The 23,721-nt window shown below is 72.6% G+C and carries 24 protein-coding genes and 1 pseudogene; 14 read left to right on the plus strand and 11 right to left on the minus strand.

The window, feature by feature from the left end; genetic code table 11:
- Window positions 1-27 precede the first annotated feature (27 nt).
- Window positions 28-660: a hypothetical protein gene (locus OHU74_RS10400; RefSeq protein ID WP_371615621.1), complete on the plus strand. Its 633-nt coding sequence runs from the start codon at window positions 28-30 to the stop codon at window positions 658-660.
- 29 nt (window positions 661-689) lie between these two features.
- Here OHU74_RS10400 and OHU74_RS10405 read toward each other — a convergent pair whose 3' ends face one another.
- A complete protein-coding gene (locus tag OHU74_RS10405; RefSeq protein ID WP_371615622.1) occupies window positions 690-923 on the minus strand; it encodes a hypothetical protein in 234 nt (77 codons plus the stop codon).
- 72 nt (window positions 924-995) lie between these two features.
- Here OHU74_RS10405 and map point away from each other — a divergent pair, with 72 nt between their 5' ends.
- Window positions 996-1,853: a type I methionyl aminopeptidase gene (gene map / locus OHU74_RS10410; RefSeq protein WP_371615623.1), complete on the plus strand. Its 858-nt coding sequence runs from the start codon at window positions 996-998 to the stop codon at window positions 1,851-1,853.
- A gap of 152 nt (window positions 1,854-2,005) precedes the next feature.
- Window positions 2,006-2,653, plus strand: a complete 648-nt coding sequence (locus tag OHU74_RS10415) for a heme oxygenase (biliverdin-producing) (protein ID WP_371615624.1) — start codon at window positions 2,006-2,008, stop codon at window positions 2,651-2,653.
- Window positions 2,654-2,732: 79 nt separating this feature from the next.
- Here the strand turns inward: OHU74_RS10415 and OHU74_RS10420 are convergent, their stop codons facing one another.
- The 5 genes from OHU74_RS10420 to OHU74_RS10440 all read right to left on the minus strand — a co-directional run bounded on the left by OHU74_RS10420 (window position 2,733) and on the right by OHU74_RS10440 (window position 7,076).
- The gene (locus OHU74_RS10420; RefSeq protein ID WP_371615625.1) at window positions 2,733-3,005 is read right to left on the minus strand and encodes a hypothetical protein; all 273 of its coding nucleotides are present in this window, start codon (window positions 3,003-3,005) and stop codon (window positions 2,733-2,735) included.
- Window positions 2,998-3,342 (minus strand): hypothetical protein, encoded by a 345-nt coding sequence (locus tag OHU74_RS10425; protein ID WP_371615626.1) that lies wholly within the window; start codon window positions 3,340-3,342, stop codon window positions 2,998-3,000. The genes OHU74_RS10420 and OHU74_RS10425 overlap by 8 nt, the downstream gene beginning before the upstream one ends.
- Before the next feature lie 86 nt (window positions 3,343-3,428).
- A complete protein-coding gene (locus OHU74_RS10430; RefSeq protein ID WP_371615627.1) occupies window positions 3,429-4,088 on the minus strand; it encodes a PhzF family phenazine biosynthesis protein in 660 nt (219 codons plus the stop codon).
- Window positions 4,089-4,107: 19 nt separating this feature from the next.
- The gene (locus OHU74_RS10435) at window positions 4,108-5,544 is read right to left on the minus strand and encodes an HtaA domain-containing protein (RefSeq protein ID WP_371615628.1); all 1,437 of its coding nucleotides are present in this window, start codon (window positions 5,542-5,544) and stop codon (window positions 4,108-4,110) included.
- Window positions 5,545-5,624: 80 nt separating this feature from the next.
- Complete coding sequence (locus OHU74_RS10440; RefSeq protein ID WP_371619635.1) at window positions 5,625-7,076, minus strand: HtaA domain-containing protein; 1,452 nt, start codon at window positions 7,074-7,076, stop codon at window positions 5,625-5,627.
- A gap of 132 nt (window positions 7,077-7,208) precedes the next feature.
- Here OHU74_RS10440 and OHU74_RS10445 point away from each other — a divergent pair, with 132 nt between their 5' ends.
- From OHU74_RS10445 to efeU, 6 genes are all read left to right on the plus strand, one after another.
- Window positions 7,209-8,225, plus strand: coding sequence for a hemin ABC transporter substrate-binding protein (locus OHU74_RS10445; protein ID WP_371615629.1), 1,017 nt, complete (start codon window positions 7,209-7,211; stop codon window positions 8,223-8,225).
- Window position 8,226: 1 nt separating this feature from the next.
- Entirely contained in the window at window positions 8,227-9,366 is a 1,140-nt protein-coding gene (locus tag OHU74_RS10450) for a FecCD family ABC transporter permease (RefSeq protein WP_371615630.1), read from the plus strand.
- Window positions 9,366-10,286 carry a heme ABC transporter ATP-binding protein gene (locus OHU74_RS10455; protein WP_371615631.1) on the plus strand — a complete coding sequence of 307 codons (921 nt, stop codon included), beginning with the start codon at window positions 9,366-9,368 and terminating at the stop codon, window positions 10,284-10,286. Before OHU74_RS10450 ends, OHU74_RS10455 begins: the two co-directional genes overlap by 1 nt.
- A 186-nt stretch (window positions 10,287-10,472) precedes the next feature.
- On the plus strand, window positions 10,473-11,612 hold the full coding sequence (gene efeO, locus OHU74_RS10460; RefSeq protein WP_371615632.1) for an iron uptake system protein EfeO: 1,140 nt from the start codon (window positions 10,473-10,475) through the stop codon (window positions 11,610-11,612).
- 34 nt (window positions 11,613-11,646) lie between these two features.
- Entirely contained in the window at window positions 11,647-12,939 is a 1,293-nt protein-coding gene (gene efeB, locus OHU74_RS10465) for an iron uptake transporter deferrochelatase/peroxidase subunit (RefSeq protein WP_371615633.1), read from the plus strand.
- Window positions 12,940-12,956: 17 nt separating this feature from the next.
- Entirely contained in the window at window positions 12,957-13,808 is an 852-nt protein-coding gene (gene efeU, locus OHU74_RS10470) for an iron uptake transporter permease EfeU (protein WP_371615634.1), read from the plus strand.
- An 11-nt stretch (window positions 13,809-13,819) separates the two neighbouring features.
- Here the strand turns inward: efeU and OHU74_RS10475 are convergent, their stop codons facing one another.
- The 3 genes from OHU74_RS10475 to OHU74_RS10485 are packed head-to-tail and all read right to left on the minus strand — an operon-like array spanning window position 13,820 to window position 16,098.
- A complete protein-coding gene (locus OHU74_RS10475; protein WP_371615636.1) occupies window positions 13,820-14,428 on the minus strand; it encodes a GNAT family N-acetyltransferase in 609 nt (202 codons plus the stop codon).
- Entirely contained in the window at window positions 14,428-15,285 is an 858-nt protein-coding gene (locus OHU74_RS10480; RefSeq protein WP_371615637.1) for a PhzF family phenazine biosynthesis protein, read from the minus strand. Before OHU74_RS10480 ends, OHU74_RS10475 begins: the two co-directional genes overlap by 1 nt.
- 42 nt (window positions 15,286-15,327) lie before the next feature.
- Window positions 15,328-16,098 carry an SDR family oxidoreductase gene (locus OHU74_RS10485; RefSeq protein ID WP_371615638.1) on the minus strand — a complete coding sequence of 257 codons (771 nt, stop codon included), beginning with the start codon at window positions 16,096-16,098 and terminating at the stop codon, window positions 15,328-15,330.
- 109 nt (window positions 16,099-16,207) lie between these two features.
- Here OHU74_RS10485 and OHU74_RS10490 point away from each other — a divergent pair, with 109 nt between their 5' ends.
- Together OHU74_RS10490 and OHU74_RS10495 are read left to right on the plus strand one after the other, a co-directional pair.
- Window positions 16,208-17,548 (plus strand): Bcr/CflA family multidrug efflux MFS transporter, encoded by a 1,341-nt coding sequence (locus OHU74_RS10490; RefSeq protein WP_371615639.1) that lies wholly within the window; start codon window positions 16,208-16,210, stop codon window positions 17,546-17,548.
- A gap of 80 nt (window positions 17,549-17,628) precedes the next feature.
- The gene (locus tag OHU74_RS10495; RefSeq protein ID WP_371615640.1) at window positions 17,629-18,657 is read left to right on the plus strand and encodes a small ribosomal subunit Rsm22 family protein; all 1,029 of its coding nucleotides are present in this window, start codon (window positions 17,629-17,631) and stop codon (window positions 18,655-18,657) included.
- 39 nt (window positions 18,658-18,696) lie between these two features.
- Here OHU74_RS10495 and ddaH read toward each other — a convergent pair.
- Window positions 18,697-19,533: pseudogene (ddaH, locus tag OHU74_RS10500) on the minus strand (dimethylargininase); the annotation flags it as partial.
- Window positions 19,534-19,630: 97 nt separating this feature from the next.
- Between ddaH and OHU74_RS10505 the strand changes: the two are divergent.
- A complete protein-coding gene (locus OHU74_RS10505; RefSeq protein ID WP_371615641.1) occupies window positions 19,631-20,284 on the plus strand; it encodes a TetR/AcrR family transcriptional regulator in 654 nt (217 codons plus the stop codon).
- Between the two features lie 169 nt (window positions 20,285-20,453).
- Window positions 20,454-21,203, plus strand: coding sequence for a bifunctional DNA primase/polymerase (locus OHU74_RS10510; RefSeq protein ID WP_371615642.1), 750 nt, complete (start codon window positions 20,454-20,456; stop codon window positions 21,201-21,203).
- A 74-nt stretch (window positions 21,204-21,277) separates the two neighbouring features.
- On the opposite strand, the gene yaaA is transcribed toward OHU74_RS10510, so the two are convergent.
- Window positions 21,278-22,078, minus strand: a complete 801-nt coding sequence (yaaA, locus tag OHU74_RS10515) for a peroxide stress protein YaaA (protein WP_371615643.1) — start codon at window positions 22,076-22,078, stop codon at window positions 21,278-21,280.
- Window positions 22,079-22,183: 105 nt separating this feature from the next.
- Between yaaA and OHU74_RS10520 the strand changes: the two genes are divergently transcribed.
- On the plus strand, window positions 22,184-23,626 hold the full coding sequence (locus OHU74_RS10520) for an RNB domain-containing ribonuclease (RefSeq protein ID WP_371615644.1): 1,443 nt from the start codon (window positions 22,184-22,186) through the stop codon (window positions 23,624-23,626).
- The last annotated feature ends 95 nt before the right edge of the window (window positions 23,627-23,721 follow it).

Consider the following 23,721-nt stretch of genomic DNA (forward strand, 5'->3'; position numbering starts at 1 on the left):
GTCCCTTCTATGCGGCAGGATGCCGGTATGGATGCCGTGAGGGTCGCGCTGCTGCGCGAGGTGCTCGCCGGTACGGAGTGGCCGGGTGCCGCAAGGCGGTTCGCCGTGACGTTGCGGCGGTCGGTCGTACCGGCCGGCGGAAACCTGCTGCTCGTCGGGACCGAGTCGTACGAGCCCTGGCACATGGCCGCCCACCTGGTCGACGAGGCCGCCTGGTCGGGGCTGCCCGAGCTGGCACCCACGCTCGTACGCCACCACGTGCTGCCCGGTGACGCCCCGCACCTGTCGGTCGGCCTGAGCCGGCTGGAGGCTGCCCGGCGCGGGCACACCCTGCTGGTGGTGGCTCCGGAGCAGCCCGGCGAGGGGCTGCTGGAGCGGGTCCACGACGCCCGGCGCGCGGGAGCGACCGTCCTGTCCCTGGACGGCGGGGATCCGGATCTGGGGACGCTCGCGCACGAGGCGCTGTCGGTGCCCGGCGCCGCCGCCCAGGGGGCACCTCCCAGCGGTAGCTGGGGGATGGATCTGGACACCGTGCAGCACCTGGTCAGCGCGGCGGCCGGGGAGAACAGCATGCCCGTGCAGCGCGGGCCCCGGCGCTTCCGGGACCGGCTGGCACGGCTGGCGGACCAGCTGACCTCGCCGCCGCCCAGCCGCTGGTAGCGCGGACCCCCAGCCACTGGTAGCACCGGTCAGGGAGCGGCTTCCCCGTCCTCGCGGGTCTTGTCGTTCCATTTCGGATCGTTCTGCCATTCGAGATTGCGCTCCTGCGCCGTCTCCATGGCGTGGGTGGCCTCCTCCGGGGTCCCGTAAGGGCCGAAACGGTCCTTCGCCGGGCACTCGGGGCCTTCCTCGACCTTCTTGTGGACGAGGCAGTAGTACCACTCGCCCTCTTTGCCCACCTGGCGCTTCTTGAACAGGGCCATCGTCCTCGGGCTCCTCTCGCTGCCGGTCTCTGTCGCCATGCTGCCCCATACCCGCTCGATACACTCGCTTGCATGTCTGGCCAGTCGCTGCTCGTACCAGGCGAGCTCACCCCCGTCCGTTCCGTTCCCGGAAACATCCGCCGTCCCGAGTACGTGGGCAAGCCCGCGCCCACTCCGTACACCGGACCGGAGGTGCAGACGCCCGAGACCATCGCGGCCATGCGCATCGCCGGCCGGATCGCCGCCCAGGCGATGGAAGAGGCCGCCAAACTGATCGCGCCGGGGGTGACCACCGACGAGCTGGACCGCGTCGCCCACGAGTACATGTGCGATCACGGCGCCTACCCCTCCACGCTGGGCTACCGCGGCTTCCCCAAGTCCCTGTGCTCCTCGCTCAACGAGGTCATCTGTCACGGGATCCCCGACTCGACCGTCCTGCGGGACGGCGACATCGTGAACCTCGACGTGACCGCGTACATCGGCGGGGTCCACGGCGACAACAACGCCACGTACCTGTGCGGCGACGTGGACGAGGAGTCGCGGCTGCTCGTGGAGCGCACCCGCGAGGCCCTCGCCCGGGCCATCAAGGCCGTCCGGCCGGGCCGTCAGATCAACATCATCGGCCGGGTCATCGAGTCGTACGCGAAGCGCTTCGGCTACGGCGTGGTCCGGGACTTCACGGGCCACGGGATCAACTCGTCCTTCCACTCCGGCCTGATCGTCCCGCACTACGACAGCCCGCACGCCACCACCGTCATCGAGCCCGGGATGACCTTCACCATCGAGCCGATGCTGACCCTGGGCACCCACGAGTACGACATGTGGGAGGACGGCTGGACGGTGGTCACGAAGGACCGCAAGCGCACCGCGCAGTTCGAGCACACGCTGGTGGTCACGGACACCGGGGCGGAGATCCTGACGCTGCCCTGACCGAAGGAAGTCACCTCGCGGAGGTTTTTACCGACAAGGCGTCGGGAACACATTGACTTAGGCAAGCCTAAGTAGGAGGATCGGGCGTGGCGGCAAGGCCGTCGCGCCCGTCTCCCCCTTTCCTTTTTCTTCCGATTTCTCGGAGGTCCGCCTTGGACGCCTTCTCCACCGTCATCCGTGTCGCCTCGCACGAGCAGCACACCGAGGCAGAGACCTCGTCCTTCATGAGCGACCTGCTCGGAGGCCGCCTCGGAGTCGACGCCTACACCCGCTACACCGAGCAGCTGTGGTTCGTGTACCGGGCACTGGAGGACGCCGCCGAGGCCCTCAAGGACGACGCGGTCGCAGGACCGTTCATCCAGCCCGAACTGATGCGCGTGGCCGAGATCGAGCGCGACCTGGCCCACCTGCGGGGTCCGCGGTGGCGCGAGACGCTGGTGGCACTGCCCTCCACCGAGGCGTACGCGGCGCGCGTCGCCGAATGCGCGGCCTCCTGGCCCGGCGGGTACGTCGCCCACCACTACACCCGCTACCTGGGCGACCTTTCCGGCGGCCAGATCATCCGCGACAAGGCGGAGCGGACCTGGGGCTTCGAGCGCAAGGGGGACGGCGTCCGCTTCTACGTGTTCGCCGACATCTCCAACCCGGCCGCCTTCAAGCGGACTTACCGCGAGCTGCTGGATGCGATCGCCGCGGACGACCTGGAGAAGCAGCGCATCATCGACGAGTGCAAGCGCGCCTTCGACTTCAACGGGTCGGTGTTCCGGGAGCTGGGCGAACAGTTCCCGATGAGCGCGTAGCCGCCCGCGGCGACGCCGAACGGCGAAGGGGGACGGGCCCGTTGCGGACCCGCCCCCCTTCGCCGTTCGCATTCCCCGGTTACGGGACCCCGTGCAGCACCCAGACCCAGAGCCCGATGGTCGGGAGCAGGCCGGAGGCGCTCCAGGCGAGCATGCAGCCGATGACCCCGAGGCCGATGCGCCGCGGCCGATCACGGCCGAACCACACGGCGACGGCGAAGCCCAGCGGGAGCAGGTAGACCCAGAGGGACACGTCCTTGCGGGGGTGCGCGTAGTCGTACCACCCGATCGCCGGGATGAGCAGCGAGAAGAGGGCGGGCTCCAGCCGGCGGTACCGCTCGGGGCTAGTCACCCTGGACCAGCCAGACGGCGACGGCGACGAACCCCAGGACGACCTGGGCGACCTGGGCGTAGAGGAGGGCGAGCGTGCAGCCGAGGATGCCGGTGACGATGCGGTTCGTGCGCTGCTCCGCCGTCCACGGACGGCGCCACGCGGCGGCCACCAGGCCCAGCGCGATCAGGTACGGGAGCGAGAGCCAGAACGGCGCTTCGGGCAGGTACGAGGTCGCGTAGCCGAATCCCCCGGCCACCAGGGCCAGCACCGAGAAGAGCGCGGGCACCAGCAGCCACTGCTGCTGCCGCGCGTCGGCGGGGCTCGGGGAGGTCGCGGAGGGCGCCGTCGTGTTCATGGCTCCATCTCAGCACCCGGCGGCGCCCCGGCCGCAGGGCGCAGGTACTCAGCCGCACGCGCCGACGTACTCAGTTGCGCAGTCGCTCAGTTGCCGCCCGGGTCGAAGCGGACGCGGCCGCCGATCTCCACCGTGCCGTCCGGGCCGGGGGCGGTGAGGATCTGGGAGCCCGCGCCCTGGGTGATGTTCAGGGCCCGGTTCAGCTCGGCCGTCAGCAGGATCGCCGCCGAGCCGGTGGCCTCGTCCTCGACGATCGCCCCGTCGGGGCGGCGCGGGAACCCGCGGGCCCGGATCCGGCCCGCGGTCTCGTCCTCCCACGCCCAGGCGTACAGCCAGCCCTCGCCCGGCGGCGGGGCGGGCAGCGCCTCGACCTCGGCGGCGGTGGCGTACTGCTCGGTGCGCTTGCCCGCCACCCACTCCGGGCGGGCGGTGATCCAGGTGAACTCCCCGTCGTCGCGCGCCCATACGGGGCCCGCCGGCGGCTGGAGCTCCTCGATGTCGAGCAGCCAGGCGACCCCGACCAGCGGGTGCCCCGCGAAGGACATCCGGGTACCGGGGGTGCGGATGTCGACGACCCCGCGCTCGGGGTCGTCGACGAACACCGTCTCGCTGTAGCCGAGTTCGGCGGCCAGGGCCTGCCGGGAGTCATCGTCGGGGCAGGTCCGGCCGTCGCGTACGACGCCGAGCAGGTTGCCGTGGCTGCCGTCACCCGCGCAGAAGACCCTCAGGACGTCGAGATCGTTCACGCGGGAATTGAAGCACGGCTCAGTTCTGGGCCGTACGCCGCCTGTGTGCCACGTACACCGCTCCGGCGCCGGCGGCCACGATGGCGCCGGAGGCTCCGAGCAGGGTTCCGGCCGGGATTTCGGCGCCGGTGGAGGCCAGGTTCCCGCCGACGCTCCCGCCCACGCTTCCGCCGGCGGGTGCGGGGGTGGTGGCGGTGGGGGCGGTCGTCGGCGCGGTGGTCGGCACGACGGCGTCCTTGTCGACGGAGACGGTGAGGTTGACGTCGTCCACCCGGTCGCCGGCCTTGTACAGGGAGCCGGTGGTGTCGTTGGCGAAGGCCGCGGCGCCTTCGGCGGTGAGCGCCGTACGGACCGAGTTCAGGGCCAGCAGGCCGCCCTTGGTCCTGTACTCGGCCTTCGACAGGTCGAGCGTGGCGAAGGGGACGTCCGCCTTGGTGCCGGCCGCCGTCTTCACGTCCAGGACCAGCGTGCCCTTGGCGCCCTCGGCGTTGATGCGGACGTTGCCGAAGGTCATGTCGATCCCGTGGCCCGGGTACTGGAAGCGCAGGTTGCCCGCAAAGGAGGCGTTGAGCTTCAGCGCCTTGGTGTCGAGGGTGCCCTTGCCGGCGCCGAAGGCGAAGCTGTCGCCGTTGACCACCGCACCGTCCGCCGGGGTGACGGTGCCGCCCGCGCCCTGGACGTACTTGCGGAAGGACTCCTTGATGCCCCAGGCCAGCTTGCCGCTCAGGATCTGCTGCGGGCCGTGGCCTTCGGCCGTCGGGGAGGAACTCTCGGGGGCCGAAGGGGAGGCGGACTTCGACGGGGAGGCGGACGCGGAGGTGGACGGGCTCGCGGAGGTGGACGGGCTCGGGGAGGGCGCCGCCGGGAACTTCAGTGCGGCGGTCAGCGGGTCGCCGGTCTTGCCCGCGTAGGTGTCGGAGCCGAGCAGCTTGCCGGCCTCCGCGGTCAGGGTGGTGACCAGGTTGGTCATGGGCCCCTGGCCGAAGGCCACGCTCGCGAAGGGGACGTCCGCGGTGAGCTTGCCGTCGCGGGTGACGTCGATGACGAGCGTCTTCTTGCCCGAGTCGATCCGCAGGTTCGCCAGCTTCACCTCGAAGCCGTGCGCGACGGACTTGAAGGTGACGCTGCCCCTGAAGGCTGCGGTCACGACATGGCCGTTGGCCGGGTCGTACTGGCCGGTGGCCTCGCCGAACTGGAAGCCCTTGTCGGTCTTCACGGCGCCGTCGGCAACGGTGATCTCGCCCTTGGCAGCGGTGGTGACGTAGGTGCGGTAGCTCTCCAGGACTCCCCAGTCGAGGGTGCCGCCGATGACCGGGACCGGCGCGGTCGGGCCCGCGGCGGGGGCCACGGACGCGCGGCCCGCCGCGGCGGCGGGCAGGACGAACGCGGTGGCGCCTATCGCTGCGGCAGTGGCGAGGGCGGCGGCGATGGCGACCGGGCGGCGGGTGGATGACATGGCTGAGGTCTCCTGAACGGGACGGGGAAGGAAGAAGAGCGAGGGAGGGGGTGGGTGGGTGGCGCGGAGGCCGCCGCGGGTCAGTCCCGCTTCGCGGGCTCGGTCGGTACGGGGGCCTCGGCGGACCCGGCGGACTCCGTGCGGCGCCCCCGCACCACCAGGAAGGCGGCTCCGCCGGCCAGGACCAGGACGGCCACCGCGAGGGCGGCGTAGAGGCCGGTGTTCGAGGTCTGCGCCGCGTTCGCGGCGGCGGCCGGGGCCGGGGTGGCGGGGGCGGCCGGGGTGGCCGTGGAGCCCAGGTTCGGCAGGGCCGGGAGCTTCGCGGCGCCGTCGAGGGCGACGGCCAGCGAGACGGGGTCCATCTCGGTGCCCGCTTTGTACATGGCGTTGAAGGCCTGGGCGCCGCCCTCGGTGAGGGTGGCCGGGGCCTCGGTGAGGGTGGCGAGGCCGCCCTCGGCCTTGAGGCCCTTGGCGTCGAACTCGACGAGCGGGACCGCGTTCTTGGTCTGCCCGCCGGTGGTGACGTCGGCGGACAGGACGCCCTTGCCGTTCTCCACCTTGACGCCCACCTTGCCGAGCTTCAGGTCGAGATGGGCTCCGGTGAAGTGGACGGATCCGGCGAAGGCCGCGTCGAGCGTGCCCTGTGCGGCGTCGTAGGCGCCCTTGCCCTGCGGGAAGCGGAACAGGGCTCCGCCGTCCTGCGCTCCTTCGGTCAGCTCCCACTTGCCCTGGCCGATGGAGCCGGAGACGTACTCGCGGAAGGTGCGCCGCACTCCCCAGTCCACGGCGGCGTCGGTGAACGCCCCGGCGCCCTGCGGAGCCTGCGAGGCTCCGGGCGACTCGGCGGCCGGGGTCGGCGAGCTCTGCGGGGTCTGCGCGGGCTGTTCGGCGGCCGCGGCGGGCTTGACGTCCACGGAGAGGGAGACGGGGTCGAGCTGGGCGCCGGCCTCGTAGTAGCCGGCGAAGGCCTTGGCGCCCTGGTCGGTGAGGGTGGCCGGGATGTTGGTGAGGACGACGGGGCCGGCGCCGCCCTTCATGTTCAGCCCGCCCAGGCCCAGCGTGGCGAAGGGCACTTGGGAGGCGGTGGTGACCGCGCCGCTGTCCTTGGCCTTGCTGGAGACGTCCGCGTAGAGGGTGCCGCCACCGCCGTTGATCCTGATGGTGGGGCGGCTGACGCTGAGGTCCAGCTCGTAGGTGCCGTCCGGCTTCTGGTGGCCCTGGAAGGCGACGCCGCCGCTGAAGGAGGCTTGCAGGGCGCCGCTGTCCGGGTCGTAGGAGCCGGTCGCCGAGTGGAAGCGGAACAGGCTGCCGCCGACGGTGGCGGCTCCGTTCCTCAGCTTGAACCCGCCCTTGGCCACCGGGCCGGTGACGTAGCTCTGGAAGGAGGATTTGATGCCCCAGTCCAGCCGGCCGCCCTCCACGGTGCGGCCCGCCGCCTGGGCGGTGGTCGCCGGGAGCAGGGCTCCCAGCAGGGCCGCCAGGGTCGCCAGCAGGGCGACGGCGGACGCACGGGTGGGCCTTGCGGACATGATGGTCCCCTCCAGGGGCTAGCAAGCGAGGTTAGGCTAACCTAAGCTACATCTGGCCGGGCGTGAAACCCCCCGGCCCCCGGAATCCCGAACCCCATCCCGAACCCCCAGTCGGACGATCAGGACGGTGCCTTCGTGCCTACGCCCGCCGCCTCAACCCACGTATCCCGCCTCGCCCTTGCCCTGACCTCCCTGGTCCTGGCGCTCGGCGTGACGGCCTGCGGAGGTACGGCAGCCCCCGCCCACCCGACCGGGGCCGTAGCCGCCGTCCCGGACCGGGTGGAACCGCTCGCCGAGGCTCCGGCACCCGTCCTGCCGGCCACCGTGACCTCCGCCGACGGCGCCCGGGTCACCATCGCCTCCGCCGACCGGGTCGTCCCCCTGACCGGCAGCCTCAACGAGATCGTGTACACCCTCGGACTCGGCCCCAAGGTCGTCGCCCGGGACATCACCGCCACCTTCGAACAGGCCGCGGAGCTCCCGGTGGTGACGCGGGGCCACGACGTCTCCGCCGAGAGCGTGCTGTCGCTGCGCCCGACGCTGGTCCTGGCCGAGACCACCTCCGGCCCCGCCGAGGCGATCCAGCAGATCCGCGACGCGGGGATCCCGCTGCTCGTGGTCGCCCCGGCCAAGTCCCTGGACGACGTGGCGAAGCGGACCGACGCGGTCGCCGCCGCCCTGGGCGTCAAGGACGCCGGGACCGAGCTCAACCGGCGCACCGCCGAGCGCATCGCCACCGCCCGCGAGGGCCTGCCCGCCTCGGGGAAGAAGCCGCGCGTGGCCTTCCTCTACCTGCGCGGCACCGCCTCCGTGTACCTGATGGGCGGCTCCGACTCCGGTGCGGGCTCCCTGCTGGACGCGGCCGGCGCGGTGGACACCGGCCCGGAGTCGGGGCTCGGCAAGGACTTCACCCCGATCACCAGCGAGGCCCTGGCGGCCGCCGCGCCCGACGCGATCCTGGTCATGTCCAAGGGCCTGGAGTCCGTCGGCGGGGTGGACGGCCTGGTGAAGATCCCGGGCGTCGCGCAGACCCCGGCCGGGATGGACCGGCGGGTGATCAGCGTCGACGACGGGGTCCTGCTGAACTACGGCCCCCGCACCGACCAGGTGCTGACCTCCCTGATCAACCAGCTCTACGGCAAGGCCTCCTGACGTGACGACCTCTTTCGACCGGCCTCCGGCGGGGCCGAAGGACCCCGGGGCCCCGCCCCGAACCCCGCCCGGGATCCCGCCCCGAACCCCGGCCCGAACCCTGATCCCCGGCCGCCGGCGGACCCCCGTGCTGCTCACCGGCGGGCTCCTCGCCGTCCTCGTGCTGCTCGCCCTCGTCTCCGCCGGGGTGGGGGCCTACGGGATCCCGCTCGGGGACGTGCTCGGGTCCGTCCAGCACCGCCTCGGGCTCGGCGGCGCCGCCCTCGACCGGGTCGGGGAGAGCGTGCTGTGGAACGTACGACTGCCCCGCGTGGTGCTCGCGCTGCTCGTCGGGGCCGGCCTCGGGTGCGCCGGCGCTCTGATGCAGGGGGTGTTCGGCAATCCCCTCGCCGAGCCGGGGGTCATCGGGATCTCGGCGGGCGCCGCCGTCGGCGCGGTCGCCGCGATCGGGCTCGGGCTGACCTTCTTCGGCAACTGGACCATCACTGCCTGCGCGTTCGTCACCGGACTCGTCACCGTCGGCGCGGTCTACCTGCTGTCCCGCAGCGGGGGGCGGACGGAGGTCGTCACCCTCATCCTCACCGGCATCGCCGTCAACGCCTTCGCGGGCGCCCTGATCGGCCTGTTCGTCTTCTTCGCGGACAGCGGCCAGGTCAACCAGATCACCTTCTGGCAGCTCGGCTCCCTCGCCCAGGCCACCTGGCCCAAGGTGCTCGCCGTCCTGCCCTGCGCCCTCGCCGGGCTGCTGCTCGCCCCCTTCTACGCCCGCAAGCTGGACCTCCTGGCCCTGGGCGAACGTCCCGCCCGCCATCTCGGCGTGGATGTGGAGCGGCTGCGGCTCGCCCTGATCCTCGTCGTCGCGCTGCTCACCGCGGCCGCCGTCGCCGTGGCCGGGATCATCACCTTCGTCGGGCTCCTGGTCCCGCACCTGCTGCGCATGGCCAACGGCCCCGGCCACCGCTTCCTGGTGCCGGCCAGCGCGCTCGCCGGAGCCGTGGTGCTGGTCGCGGGCGATCTGGCCGCGCGCACCCTGGCCCAGCCCGCCGAGCTGCCGCTCGGTGTGCTGACCGCCCTGCTCGGCAGCCCGTTCTTCTTCTGGCTGCTGCGCCGCACCCGTCGCAAGCAAGGGGGCTGGGCCTGATGGCGCGCTACGACTTCGGCCGGCTGCGGCGCGCCGGGCGCGGCGTCCCCGCCCGCCCGGCCCCCGGGGCGCCGCTCGCCGAGGCCGTGGAGCTGCACGTACGGCTCGGGCAGCGCGAGGTGCTGGCCGGGATCGGGCTGACCGTGCGGGCCGGTGAGGTACTGGCCCTGGTCGGGCCGAACGGCGCGGGCAAGTCCACCCTGCTCGCGGCGCTGTCGGCGGACCTGCCGGCGGCCTCCGGGGTGGTACGGATCGACGGGCGTCCGGTGGGCGACTGGTCGGCCCCGGATCTGGCCCTGCGCCGGGCGGTCCTCCCCCAGTCGGCCGCACTGTCCTTCCCTTTTCCGGTGGAGGACGTGGTCCGGATGGGCCGTGCCCCCTGGGCGGGCACTCCGCTGGCCGAAGCCGACGAGGAGGCGGTGGCCGCCGCGATGGCCGCCACCGAGGTCTCGGACTTCGCGGCCCGCCCCTTCTCGGCGCTCTCGGGCGGCGAGCGGGCCCGGGTCGCGCTGGCCCGCGTACTGGCCCAGCGGGCCCCGCTGCTGCTGCTCGACGAGCCGACGGCGGCGCTGGACCTGCGCCACCAGGAGCTGGTGCTGCGGATCTGCCGGGAACGGGCGGCGGCCGGTGACGGGGTGGTGGTGGTCCTGCACGACCTGGGGCTGGCGGCGGCGTACGCGGACCGGGTCGCGGTGCTGCACGAGGGCCGGATCGCGGTCGACGGACCGCCCGGCGAGGTGTTCGAGGGCGGGTTGCTGAGCCGGGTCTACCGGCAGCCGGTGGAGGTGCTCCCGCATCCGCGTACGGGGGCGCCGCTGGTGATCCCCGTAAGGGAGGAGCCGGCGGCCGCACCGGCGATCGCTGCTGGAGGCAACCGTTCCGCCCTGCGGAACGACCACCTGGACTTGACCTCCCCTTGACCTGACCGTGGGCTGCGCATGAGGCCCCCGTGACGGCCCCGTGTCCGGCGGCGGAAGGTGTGGGCTGAATCACTGGACGGGCGGGTATAGGTCAGGTAAGCCTCGGTTAAGTTAGGTCCGCCTCACCGGCCGTCCCCACCTGATCGGGGCGGTCGTCTGCCGAACGTCAGACCGCCAGGAGCCCACATGCGTCCCGCCCGCCTCACCGTCCTCACCGCGGCCGCCGTGGTGGCCGCCCTCTCCGCGGTCACCGGCTGCTCCGAGAAGAGCGACGCGTCCGGCGACGGCGTGATCCACGTGACGGCCACCGACACCGCCTGCGACGTCTCCACCAAGGAGTTCCCCGCGGGCAAGGTGCAGTTCGAGGTCGCGAACAAGGGCGAGAAGGTCACCGAGCTCTACGTCCTGTTCCCCGACGGCCGCATCGTCGCCGAGCGCGAGAACATCGGCGCGGGCACCCAGGCCAACATCACCGCCGAGATCAAGCCCGGCAGCTACGAGATCGCCTGCAAGCCCGGCATGACGGGCGACGGCATCCGCCAGCAGGTCAAGGCCACCGGCCAGGGCGCCACCGAGAAGCGCAGCCCCGAGGCCGACGCCGCGGTCGCCGCGTACCGCAAGTACGTGCAGGAGCAGGCCGACGAGACCCTCCCCAAGGCGCAGGCCTTCGCGGACGCGGTCAAGGCCGGCGACGTCGAGGCCGCGAAGAAGGCGTACGCCCCCTCGCGCATCGGCTGGGAGCGCACCGAGCCGGTCGCCGAGTCCTTCGGTGACATCGACCCCAAGGTCGACGTCCGCGAGGACGGCCTGGAGACCGGCCAGGAGTGGACCGGCTGGCACAAGCTGGAGAAGTCCCTCTTCGCCGAGAACAAGATCGACGACGCGGACAAGAAGCTCGCCGAGACCCTGATGACCGACCTCGCCGAATGGCAGAAGAAGGTCGGCCAGGCGGAGATCACCCCCACCTCGATGGCGAACGGCGCCAAGGAGCTCCTCGACGAGGTCGCCACCGGCAAGGTGACCGGCGAGGAAGAGGCGTACAGCCACACCGACCTGGTCGACTTCAAGGCCAACGTCGAGGGCGCACAGAAGGCGTACGAGCTGCTCAAGCCGGTCGCCTCGAAGAACGACGCCGAGCTGGCCAAGCAGCTGGACGCCCAGTTCGCGGCGCTGAACACGCTGCTGGACAAGTACCGCGCGGACAAGACCGGCTACGAGTTCACCGCGTACGACAAGGTCGGCGCGGCCGAGCGCAAGGAGCTCTCGGACGGCGTCAACGCGCTGGCCGAGCCGCTCTCGAAGCTCGCCGCAGCGGTCGCGAAGTAATTCCGGTAACGGCAGAGCAGGCGGGAGATCCGGAATGAGCGAGTCAGTGTCCAAGCCCGAGCAGGGACCCGAGCAGGCAACCGAGGAGCAGCAGGCCAAGGGTGCGCCCTCGCGGCGCTCCGTCCTCGGCTGGGGCGGTGCGGGCCTCGCGCTCGGCGCCGCCGCGGCCGGCGGCACGGCCCTGGCCCTCACCAAGGACTCGGACATGGTCTCGGCGGCCTCCGCCGGTGCGGCCGTGCCCTTCCACGGTGAGCACCAGGCCGGTATCGCCAGCGCCGTCCAGGACCGCCTGCACTTCGCGGCCTTCGACGTGAAGACGAAGAGCCGCGACGAGCTGATCAAGCTCCTCAAGGACTGGACCGAGGCGGCCCGGCTGATGACGGCCGGCCACCCGGTCGGCGAGGGCGGCTACGGCGGCCTCCCGGAGGCCCCGCCGGACGACACGGGCGAGGCCCTGGGCCTGAAGGCCTCCCGCCTCACCCTGACCATCGGTTTCGGTCCCGGCCTGTTCGCCAAGGACCGCTTCGGCCTGGAGGGCAAGCGCCCCGAGGCCCTGGTGGAGCTGGAGTCCTTCCCCGGCGACAACCTCGACCCGGCCCGCTCGGGCGGCGACCTGTGCGTCCAGGCCTGCGCCGACGACCCGCAGGTCGCGGTGCACGCCATCCGCCAGCTCGCCCGCATCGGCTTCGGCAAGACCGCGGTGCGCTGGTCGCAGCTCGGCTTCGGCAAGACCTCGTCCACCACCCCGGACGCGCAGACCCCGCGCAACATGATGGGATTCAAGGACGGCACCCGCAACGTCTCGGGCACCGACAACGCGGCGCTGGACAAGCACGTGTGGGTCGGCGCGAGCGACGGCAGCGACTGGCTGGCCGGCGGCTCGTACCTGGTCGCCCGGCGCATCCGGATGCACATCGAGACCTGGGACCGCACCTCGCTCGGTGAGCAGGAGGACATCATCGGCCGCGACAAGGGCGAGGGTGCTCCCGCGGGCAAGTCCAAGGAGCGCGACGAGCCGTTCCTGAAGGCGATGAAGCCGGACGCGCACGTCCGCCTCGCTCACCCGGACACCAACGACGGCGCGACGATCCTGCGCCGCGGCTACTCCTTCACCGACGGCACGGACGGGCTGGGCCGCCTCGACGCGGGTCTGTTCTTCCTCGCCTACCAGCGCGACGTCCGCAAGGGCTTCGTGCAGATCCAGCGGCGCCTGTCGAAGAACGACTCGCTCAACGAATACATCCAGCACGTGGGTTCGGCCGTCTTCGCCGTCCCGCCGGGCGTCCGCGACAAGGACGACTGGTGGGGCCGGGCGCTGTTCGCGTAGGACGGGGAGGAACGAACGTGTTCAGCAACTATCTGATCGGTCTGCGCGAGGGGCTGGAAGCCAGCCTCGTCGTCTGCATCCTCATCGCGTACCTGGTGAAGACCGGCAACCAGAACAAGCTGGCTCCGCTGTGGCTGGGCGTCGGCATGGCCGCCGCCCTGTCGCTGGCCTTCGGCGCCGGTCTCGAATTCGGCACGCAGGAGCTGGACTTCAAGGCGCAGGAGGCCATCGGCGGCTCCCTGTCGATCGTTTCGGTCGCCCTGGTGACCTGGATGGTCTTCTGGATGAAGCGCACCGCGCGGAACCTGAAGTCCGAGCTCCAGGGCAAGCTCGACGCGGCGCTCGCGATGGGCACCGGCGCGCTGGTGACCACGGCGTTCCTGGCCGTCGGCCGGGAGGGCCTGGAGACCTCGCTGTTCGTGTGGCGCTCGGTGCACGCGGCCGGTGACGGCGCGGGCCCGCTGATCGGCGTGCTGCTCGGCATCGGATCGTCGGTCCTGCTGGGCTGGCTGTTCTACCGGGGCGCCCTGAAGATCAACCTGTCGAAGTTCTTCACGTGGACCGGCGGCATGCTGGTCGTGGTCGCCGCGGGCGTGCTCGCGTACGGCGTGCACGACCTGCAGGAGGCGGACTTCCTGCCGGGGCTGGCGAACAAGGCCTTCGACGTCAGCGCCACGATCCCGCCGGACAGCTGGTACGGGACCCTGCTGAAGGGCACCTTCAACTTCCAGCCGGACCCGACGGTGCTCCAGCTCGTGGTGTGGGCCCTGTACCTGGTCCCGGTGCTCCTCCTCTTCCTGGCCCCCTCGCTGGTCAAGCGGGCCAAGCCGGAGCAGGAGCAGGCCAAGGCTGAGGCCGGCCGCTCCTGAGCGCAGCGCATTTACCAGAGCCGGTCGATCGTCCCCGGGTAGAGCGGGACGCGGATGCCGGTGAAGGCCGTACGGACCTGGTCCGTACGGCCTTCGTCGTCTCCGGAGCCGGCTCCGGCTCCGTCTCCGTCTCCCGTGAAGAAGGCGGCCAGGACCGTCTTGCCCAGCCCCGGGGCGTCCGTGGCGAGCGGGTCCTGCGGGGTGCCGCCCACGAGGACCGTGCCCGGCAGGACCTCGAAGCCGGCGGCCCCGTAGAAGGGGACGAGGTCCCGGTCGCAGCTGAACAGCGCCAGGTCCACCGCCGGATCGGCGGCCAGCTCGGCGCGGGCCGCCGCCACCAGCCGGGCCCCGTGGCCGCGGCCCCGTACGTCGGCCCGGGTCACCACCCCGCTGAGCCCGGCCGCGCGGTACGTGCGGCCGTCCGCGAGCCGGACCGGCTTGTACAGCAGCGCCAGCGAGGCCAGGACGCTGCCGTCCTCGTCCACCAGCAGCACCGCCTTCGGGCGCAGCGCGGGGTCGTGGCCGGGGGCCGAGCCGGGCCAGGCCTGCGCCTCCAGGGCCGCCACCTGCGCGGCGAGCCCGGCGGGCAGGGCCCGGGCCTCGTGGACGGCGATCCGCATCAGGCGATCCTGGCGCCCGCTCCGCCCACCCGGACCCGGGGGTCGCCGGAGCGCAGTTCCACCGTGAGGAGGCTGGGGCGGCCCATGTCCGCGCCCTGGTGGAGGGTGAGGACGGAGTCGGCCGGGACCAGGCCGAGCTCGCGGGCGTACGCGCCGAAGGCGGCCGCGGCGGCTCCGGTCGCCGGGTCCTCGACGACCCCGCCGGGCGGGAAGGGGTCGCGTACGTGGAACTCCGCCGGGCCCGCCCGGTGCACGAGCTGGACGGTGGTGAGGTCGAGGCGCCGCATCAGCGCCTCCAGTCGGGCGAAGTCGTAGGAGAGGTCCGCGAGCCGGGCCCGGGTGGCGGCGCCGAGCACCAGGTGGCGGGCTCCGGCGTAGGCGATCCGCGGCGGGAACTGCGGGTCCAGGTCGGCGGCCGGCCAGTCGAGCGCGGCCAGCGCCTCGGCGAGGTCGGCCGGTTCCAGGTCCTCGGTGTGCGGTTCGACGCTGGTCAGGGTGGCCCGCAGGCCTTCGCCCTCCCGGGTCACCGAGACCGGCACCGTGCCCGCGCGGGTGGCGAAGACCAGCTCGCCGGGGCCGATCCGCTCGCCCAGGGCCACGGCGGTGGCCACGGTGGCGTGCCCGCAGAAGGGGACCTCCGCCTTCGGGCTGAAGTAGCGCACGGTGAAGGCCCGGCCGTCCGCGCCGCCGAGGCCCTCGGGCGGCGCGGTGAGGAAGGCGGTCTCGCTGTAGCCCAGGTCGGCGGCGATCCCCAGCATGGCGGCGTCGTCCAGCCCGGACGCGTCGAGCACGACCCCGGCGGGGTTGCCGTACGACGGGTCTTGGGAGAAGGCGGTGTAGCGCAGTACGTCGGTCATGATCGCCTCAACCCCCGCCCCCGGGCCCGCATTCCCGGTCCGTCAGCCGCGCCCGATGTACGGCATCGCGCTCGCCATCACCGTCGCGAACTGCACGTTCGCCTCCAGCGGCAGCTCCGCCATGTGCAGCACCGTGCGCGCCACGTCGGCCGCGTCCATCACGGGCTCCACCGCGAGCTGTCCGTTGGCCTGCAGGATCCCGGTCTGCATCCGCTCGGTCATTTCGGTGGCCGCGTTGCCGATGTCGATCTGTCCGCACGCGATCCGGTACGGACGCCCGTCCAGGGACAGGGACTTCGTCAGCCCGGTCATGGCGTGCTTGGTGGCCGTGTAGGCGATGGAGTGGGGCCTCGGCACGTGCGCGGAGATGGAGCCGTTGTTGATGATGCGGCCGCCCTGCGGGTCCTGTGCCTTCATCACCCGGAAGGCCGCCTGCGCGCAGAGGAAGGAGCCGGTGAGGTTGACGTCGACCACCGAGCGCCAGGCCTCGTAGGTGATGTCCTCCAGCGCGACGCCGGCCGGGCCGAAGGTGCCCGCGTTGTTGAAGAGCAGGTCGAGCCGCCCGTAGTGCTCGCGGACCGTCTCGAAGAGCGCGCTCACCCCGGCCGGGTCGCTCACGTCGGTCCGTACGCACAGCACGTCGCCCTCGGCCCCGGCGGCCCTGGCGGCCGCGGCGGTCTCCTCCAGGGGCTCGGTCCGGCGGCCGGCCGCGGCCACCGACCATCCGGCGGCGGCGAGGGTCAGGGCCACGGAGCGGCCGATTCCCGAGCCGGCTCCGGTGACTACGGCGATCTTGTTCACACGTGCGTTCATGGGGCCGCAGGGTACGTCACATCGGTCATCAGTCCCGGGACGTTCCGATAGCTGAGAGCATGGCTCCATCAGGGGGTGTGAAGAACCTATAAGAAGAGTGGAGTTTCGTATGTCGGAGAGAGGCCCAGCGACGGCCCCCGCACCGGAGTCGTCGCCCGCAACCCCCTCCCCCACCACCGCCACCGCCACCGCCCCCCTGAAGGCAGCCCGCCGGACCGGACTGCTCGTCACCTTCATCCTCGGCGGGCTCAGCGCGCTCCCCCCGCTGTCCATGGACATGTACCTGCCGGCGCTGCCGGCGGTGACCAGCGCCCTGAACAGCCCGGCCGCGACCGTCCAGCTCACCCTCACCGCCTGCCTCGCCGGCATGGCGCTGGGCCAGCTGGTCATCGGCCCGATGAGCGACAAGTGGGGCCGGCGCCGGCCCCTGCTCATCGGCATGGTCGTCTACGTGCTCGCCACCGCGATCTGCGCCTTCGCCCCGACCGCCGGACTCCTCATCGGCTTCCGGCTGCTCCAGGGCCTGGCCGGCGCCGCCGCGATCGTGATCGCGCGAGCCGTCGTGCGCGACCTGTACGACGGGGTCGAGATGGCCCGGTTCTTCTCCACCCTGATGCTCATATCCGGCGTGGCCCCGATCATCGCCCCGCTCATCGGCGGCCAGATACTGCGCTTCGCCGACTGGCGCGGGGTCTTCGTCGTCCTGACCGTCATCGGCACCGTCCTGACCCTCACCGTCTGGCGCAAGCTCGACGAGACGCTGCCCCCCGAACGGCGCCAGACCGGCGGCGTCGGCGCCGCGCTGCGGACCATGCGCGGGCTCTTCGCCGACCGCGTCTTCACCGGCTACACGCTCTCCGGTGGGTTCGCCTTCGCGGTGCTCTTCTCGTACATCTCCGCCTCGCCGTTCGTCGTGCAGGAGATCTACGGTGCTTCGGCGCAGACCTTCAGCCTGCTGTTCGGCGTCAACTCCGTCGGCCTGATCATCGTCGGCCAGATCAACGGCAAGCTGCTGGTCGGCCGGGTCAGCCTGGACAAGGTCCTCGCCGTCGGGCTCGCGATCATCACGGCGGCCTCGGTGGCCCTGCTGCTGATGTCGGCCGGGGCCTTCGGCGAGGTCGGGCTCTTCCCGATCTGCGCCGGGCTGTTCGTGCTGATGTCGGCGATGGGCCTGGTGCTGCCGAACACCAACGCACAGGCCCTGATGCGCGCCCCGCACGCGGCCGGCTCGGCCTCCGCACTGCTGGGCACCTCTTCCTTCCTGGTCGGGGCCGTGGCCTCGCCGCTGGTCGGAATCGCCGGGGAGGGCACGGCGGTGCCGATGGCGCTCGTCCAGCTGGCCTGCTCGCTGCTGGCGGTCGGCTGCTTCCTGGGGCTGTGCCGTCCGTGGCGCTCCGCGCCCGAATCCAGTCCCGCCACATCCGGCCCCACCAAATCCAGCCCCGCCTAATCCAGCCCCGCCGGCGTTTGAGGCGCAGGGGTCCGGGGGCAGCGCCCCCGGCACCCTGCGCCGCGCCGTAAACTTCGCGGGTGAACCACTCCGTCCCCGCCCCCGCGTCCACCACCGCCCAAACGCTGCGCGCAGCGCTCGCCGGGCTGCTCGACGGGCTCTCGCAAAAGCAGGCCACGGCCGCCGTCGATCGGCTGATCGCCAACTACCGCGGCCAGATCCCGACCAACACGCCCGTGCTGCGAGACCGCTCGGACGTGGCGGCGTACGCGGCGTACCGGATGCCGGCCACCTTCGAGGCCGTACGGTCCGCCCTGCACGGCCTCGCCGACGCCGCCCCCGAGTGGACCCCGGGCACGCACGTGGACGTCGGCGGCGGCACCGGATCCGCCACCTGGGCGGTGGACTCCGTCTGGGACGGCCCGCGCGCGACGACGGTGCTCGACTGGGCGGACCCGGCGCTGGTCCTCGGCAAGGAACTGGCGGCGGCCTCCTCCTCCCCGGCGCTGCGCGCCGCCGAGTGGCACAAGGCCGTCATCGGGACCGGCCTGGAACTCCCCGACGCGGACCTGGTGACGGTCTCCTACGTCCTGGGCGAGCTGACCCCGGAGGCCCGCCGCTCGGTGGTCGCCGAGGCGGCGCGCGCCGGTCAGGCCGTGGTGTTGGTCGAGCCGGGCACCCCCGAGGGCTACCTGCGCATCCGCGAGGCCCGCGAGCAGCTGATCGAGGCCGGGCTGAAGGTCGCGGCGCCGTGCCCGCACGACGGGACCTGCCCGATCCAGGTCGGTCAGGACTGGTGCCACTTCTCGACCCGGGTCAGCCGCTCCTCCCTGCACCGGCAGGTCAAGGGCGGCTCCCTCGCGTACGAGGACGAGAAGTTCAGCTACGTGGCCGCGACCCGCTTCCCGGTCCGGCCGGCCACCGCCCGGATCACGCGCAGGCCGCAGATCCGCAAGGGGCTCGTCCAGCTGGAACTGTGCGGTCCGGTCGTCGGCGACGAGACCCCGGGCCTGACCCGGGCCATCGTGACCAAGCGCCACGGAGACCTCTACAAGGCGGCGCGGGACATCGACTGGGGCCAGGAGTGGCCGCCGTCCGAAGAGGACTAGCCGGCGGCCCGAACCCCCTGTTTTCCAGGGGCCCCTCCCCTAGGGCCGCAGCTCCTGGGTGCAGCACTTCACGCTGCCGCCGCCCTTGAGCAGCTCCCCCAGATCCATCGGGACCGGCTCGAACCCGCGCGCCCGCAGCGGGTCGAGGAGTCCGGTGGCCGCCTGCGGGAGCAGGACGTGCCGGCCGTCCGAGACGGCGTTGAGACCGAGGGCCGCCGCGTCGCGGGCCTCGGCGATCAGCGCGTCGGGGAAGAGCCTGCGCAGTACGGCCCGGCTGCCCTCGGAGAAGGCGGCCGGGTAGTACATGATCTCGTCGCCGTCGAGCACGGACAGCGCCGTGTCCAGGTGGTAGTAGCGCGGGTCGACCAGGTCGAGTCCGATGACCGGGCGGCCGAAGAACTCCTGGGCCTCGTCGTGCGAGAGCGGACTGGAGCGGAAGCCCCGTCCGGCCAGGATGTAGGAGGCGGTGACGGCGAAGTCGCCTTCGCCCTCGTTGATGTGGGACGGCTCGTGGACGTCCCCGAAGCCGTTGGCGCGGAACCAGTCGAGGTGGATCTCCGCCTCGGGGGCCCGCTCCGGGTAGGCGAACCGGGCGCCCAGCACCCGGCCGTCGATGACGAGGGCGCCGTTCGCCGCGAAGACCATGTCGGGCAGCGCGCGGTCGGGTACGAGGGTCTCGACGGTGTGGCCGAGGGACCGGTAGCGGTCCCTCAGGTCCTCCCACTGCGCCTGGGCGAGGGGCAGGTCCACCGGTTTCGTGGGGTCCATCCACGGGTTGATGGAGTACGTGACCTTGAAGTGCGTGGGCGGGCACATCAGGTAGCGCCGGGGTGTGGCGTCTCTGTGCAACGAGGGCTCCTCACGGTGATGAGAAGAGAATCGTCTCTCCTCAAGGGAGGCAGCGCAGTGAACTGATTGGGTGGTTTCCGGAACGGCTGAAAGACGAGCCGTACGGGATTGCTAAATTGCCGGGATGACCGCCAGCGCCACCCCCTCCCCGTCCTCCCCCGCCCCCTCTCCCGCCGCGCGGACCCCGGACGCCGCGCGCCGCAGCGACCGCTCCCGGCGGGCCATCCTCGACGCCGCGCTCGCCCTGGTCGGGGAGGTCGGCTACAACAAGCTGACCATCGAGGCCATCGCCGCCCGCGCCGGGGTCGGCAAGCAGACCATCTACCGCTGGTGGCCCTCGAAGGCGGCCGTCCTGCTGGACGCCTCCCTCGCGCTGGCCGGGGACGCCGAATCGGCGGGCGAATGGGCCGGTTTCCCCGACACCGGGGACCTGGCCGCCGATCTGAAGCACGTACTGCGGGCGACCGTGGACGAGTTCAACGACGAGAAGTACGAGGCCCCCGCGCGCGCCCTCACCGCGGCCTGCGCGACCGACCCGGAGCTGGGGGCCCGCTTCAACGAGCAGCTGCTGGAACCCCAGCTCGCGCTGTACGAGGAGCGGTTGCGGGCGGCCCGCGAGGCCGGGCAGCTGGCACCGGACACGGACCTGCGGCTGACCGTGGAAATGCTGGTCGGGCCGCTGACGCACCGGTGGCTGCTGCGGACCGCGCCGCTCACGCACGCATATGCGGACGCCCTCGTGGACGCGGTGCTGGGCGGAGCCGCAGCGGGGTCGTGACCGGGGCCTGAGCAGGGTGGGAAAGGTCATGACCGCATGATGGCCGAGAACATATGGCCGAATTCTGTGGTTATGTGAGGGCCCGGGTGGGAGGGTGCGGTCACCCGGTGCTCAGGATGGTGGGACCATGTGAGGGTCTGCCGGGGCAACGGTGTAGGTGAGGGGATAGATGGGGTCTGAGTCCGGCCGCGTCAAACGCGGCGAGCAGAGCAGGATTGCCCAGTGGCTGCGCCTCAGGCCCAAACCCGCCACCGAGGACCCCGGACGAGAACGCGAGGCCCTGCTGCTGGCGGTCGCCGCTGCCGGTCTGCCCATAGCCCCCGCCGCCCATCCCGTCGGCTACCGGTGTTCGTGCGACCGGATCGGCTGTCCGACTCCGGCCCGCCATCCCGTCTCCTTCGCCTGGCAGACCCAGTCGACCACCGACCGCGGCCAGGTCGAACGCTGGGCGCGCAACGAGCCCCAGGCGAACTTCATCACCGCGACCGGCATGGTCCACGACGTCCTGGACGTCCCGCTGGAAGCCGGACACAACGCACTGGCCCGCCTGCTGGCGGCCGGTGTGGACGTCGGCCCCGTCGCCGAGTCCGCCGGTACGGACGACCAGGCGCGGATGCTGTTCTTCACCGCGACCCGGGGCACCCCCGAGGACGAGGACGAGTGGTGGCCCTGCGAGCTGGACTGCCACCCCGAGACGATGGACGAACACCCGGGCCTGCGCTGGCACTGCCGGGGCAGCTACGTCCTGGTCCCGCCGGCCGCACTGCCGGGTGACCTCGCGGTGACCTGGCTCCGGGGCATGGAGCACCCGCTCCCCGATCCCCTCACCCTGCTGGAAACCCTCACGGACGCCTGCGCCACCTACGCGGGCGCCTCCGACCGCGCCCCCGCGGCCGTGGCCTGGCCCCTGGGCCGCTAGCGGTTCCCGGCCGCGAACCCCGCGGCCGGGAACAGTGCCAAGTCGGTGGCTGTGCCCGTCAGTGGCTGGGCCCGTCAGTGGATCTGAGTGACCACCACGTCGAGCGCCCAGGCCTTGCCGGCCTTCGCCGGGGCCTCGGCCTCCACCGTGAAGCCCAGGTCCCGCAGGGCCGTCACCAGCTCCGCCGGGGAGTCGGGGACCGCGCCCGCCAGGAGCAGGTCCCGGATCAGGCGGCCCTTGGTGGCCTTGTTGAAGTGGCTCACCACCGAGCGCTTCTCCACGCCGTCCACCAGCTGCGAGTGCAGCACCCGGACCGTTGCCGTCCGCCCCGCGACCTCGCCCTTCGGCTTCCACGCGGAGGCGTACGCGGACGAGCGCAGGTCCAGGACCAGGCCCTCACCGGCGGCCTGCGGCATCACCGAGGCCATCGGCTCGCGCCAGAACGCGCCCAGCGCGCCCAGCCCCGGCAGCTTCACCCCCATCGAGCACCGGTAGGAGGGGATGCGGTCCGTGACCCCGACCGCTCCCCACAGTCCCGAGAAGACCAGCAGGGACCGGGCCGCCAGGGCCCCCGCCGCAGCCGGCAGCGTCGACAGGCCCAGCGCGTCGTACAGGACGCCGGTGTAGATCTCCCCCGCGGGCCGCGCCACCGCCGAGAGCAGTTCCGCGTTCTTCGCGACCTCGCCCCGCAGCCCCTCGCTCAGACCCAGCACCTCCCGCGCCTTCAGCTCGTCGCCCACGCACAGCTCGACGAGCTCCTCCAGCACCGCCGCCCGCGCGGCAGCCAGCCCCGGCAGCGACAGCGCCTGAGGCTTCAGCGGTGCGCCGGAGCCGCCGGCGGCCTTTCCTTCGGACGGCGGCAGCAGCACGAGCACGGTGGTTCTCCTATCGACGGGCATGGCACAGCAGAGGGGTGCGGCCCCAGCCCAGGGTAAACGGCTCGCCGCGCCGCCCCGGCCCACCGGCCATAGGCTCGGTGCATGCCACGCCGTCACATGATCATGACCGGCGCAGACGGGGTCGCCCTGCGGGCCGCGCTGCGTGAACTGCGGACGAAGCTGGAGGTGCCCCAGGAGTTCCCGGCGGCCGTGCTCGCCGAGGCCGAACAGGCGGTGCGTGCACCGCGCCTGCCCGACTTCGACGCCACCGACCTCCCCCTCTTCACCATCGACCCGCCGACCTCGCGCGACCTCGACCAGGCGATGCACCTGGCCCGGCGCCCCTCCGGCGGCTACCGCGTGCACTACGCCATCGCCGACGTCGCCGCCTGGGTCACCCCCGGCGGCGCCCTCGACACCGAGGCCCACCGGAGGGTCACCACCCTCTACTTCCCCGACGAGAAGGTCCCGCTGCACCCGGCCGTGCTCTCGGAGGGCGCGGCCAGCCTGCTGCCCGACCAGACCTGCCCGGCCCTGCTGTGGCGGCTCGACCTGGACGCCGAGGGGCGGGTGGAGACCACCGATGTCCGCCGCGCGCTCGTGCGCAGCCGGGCCAAACTGGACTACGACGGGGTCCAGAAGGCCATCGACACCGGCAGCGCCGAGGAGGCCGTGGCCCTGCTCAAGGACATCGGGAACCTCCGCGAAGCCCTGGAGGCCGAGCGCGGCGGGATCTCGCTGAACGTGCCCGAGCAGGAGATCGTCGAGCACGAGGGCTCGTACAGCCTGGCCTACCGGGCTCCGCTGCCGGCCGACGGCTGGAACGCCCAGATCTCCCTGATGACCGGCATGGCCGCCGCCGAGCTGATGCTCGCCGCCGGGACGGGCATCCTGCGGACCCTGCCGAGCGCCCCCGACGGGGCGGTCGGGCGGCTGCGCCGGGCTGCCAAGGCGCTGCGCATCGACTGGCCGCACCACGTCCCGTACGCGGAGCTCGTGCGCTCCCTCGACCCGCACCGCCCGGCCCACGCGGCGTTCCTCCAGGAGTGCACCTCGCTGCTGCGCGGCGCCGGATACACCGTCTTCACCGGCGGCGAGACCCCCGACCCCCTCCTGCACGCGGCGGTCGCGGCCCCGTACACCCACTGCACCGCCCCGCTGCGCCGCCTCGTCGACCGGTACGCGGGCGAGCTGTGCGTGGCGGCGGTCGCGGGGGCCGAGCCCCCGCAGTGGGCCGTGTCCGCGCTGGCTGACCTGCCGAAGGAGATGGCGGACGGCACCCGGCTGGCGAACTCCGCCGAGCGGGAGTCCGTGGACCTGGTGGAGGCGGCGCTGCTCAAGGACCGCGTCGGAGAGGTCTTCGATGCGACGGTCATCGACCTCAAGGAGGGGGAGCCGCTGGTCGGCACGGTCCATCTGGAGGAGCCGGCGGTGATCGGCCGGGTCCGGGCCACCTCCGGGACGCTGCCGCTGGGCGACCGGATCAGGGTCCGCCTGACGGAGGCCGACCCGGGCACCTCGAAGATCCTGTTCGCCCCGGCCTGACCGGCTCCTGATGCCACCACCCGGACTCCCCTGGCCAGCGCGCCCGGAGGCTGCCATCATCGGCCGACCGCGCAACAGCAGGGGGAGGTCCCGGG

Origin of the sequence: Streptomyces sp. NBC_00454 (genome assembly GCF_041434015.1) — a bacterium.
Lineage (GTDB): Bacteria > Actinomycetota > Actinomycetes > Streptomycetales > Streptomycetaceae > Streptomyces.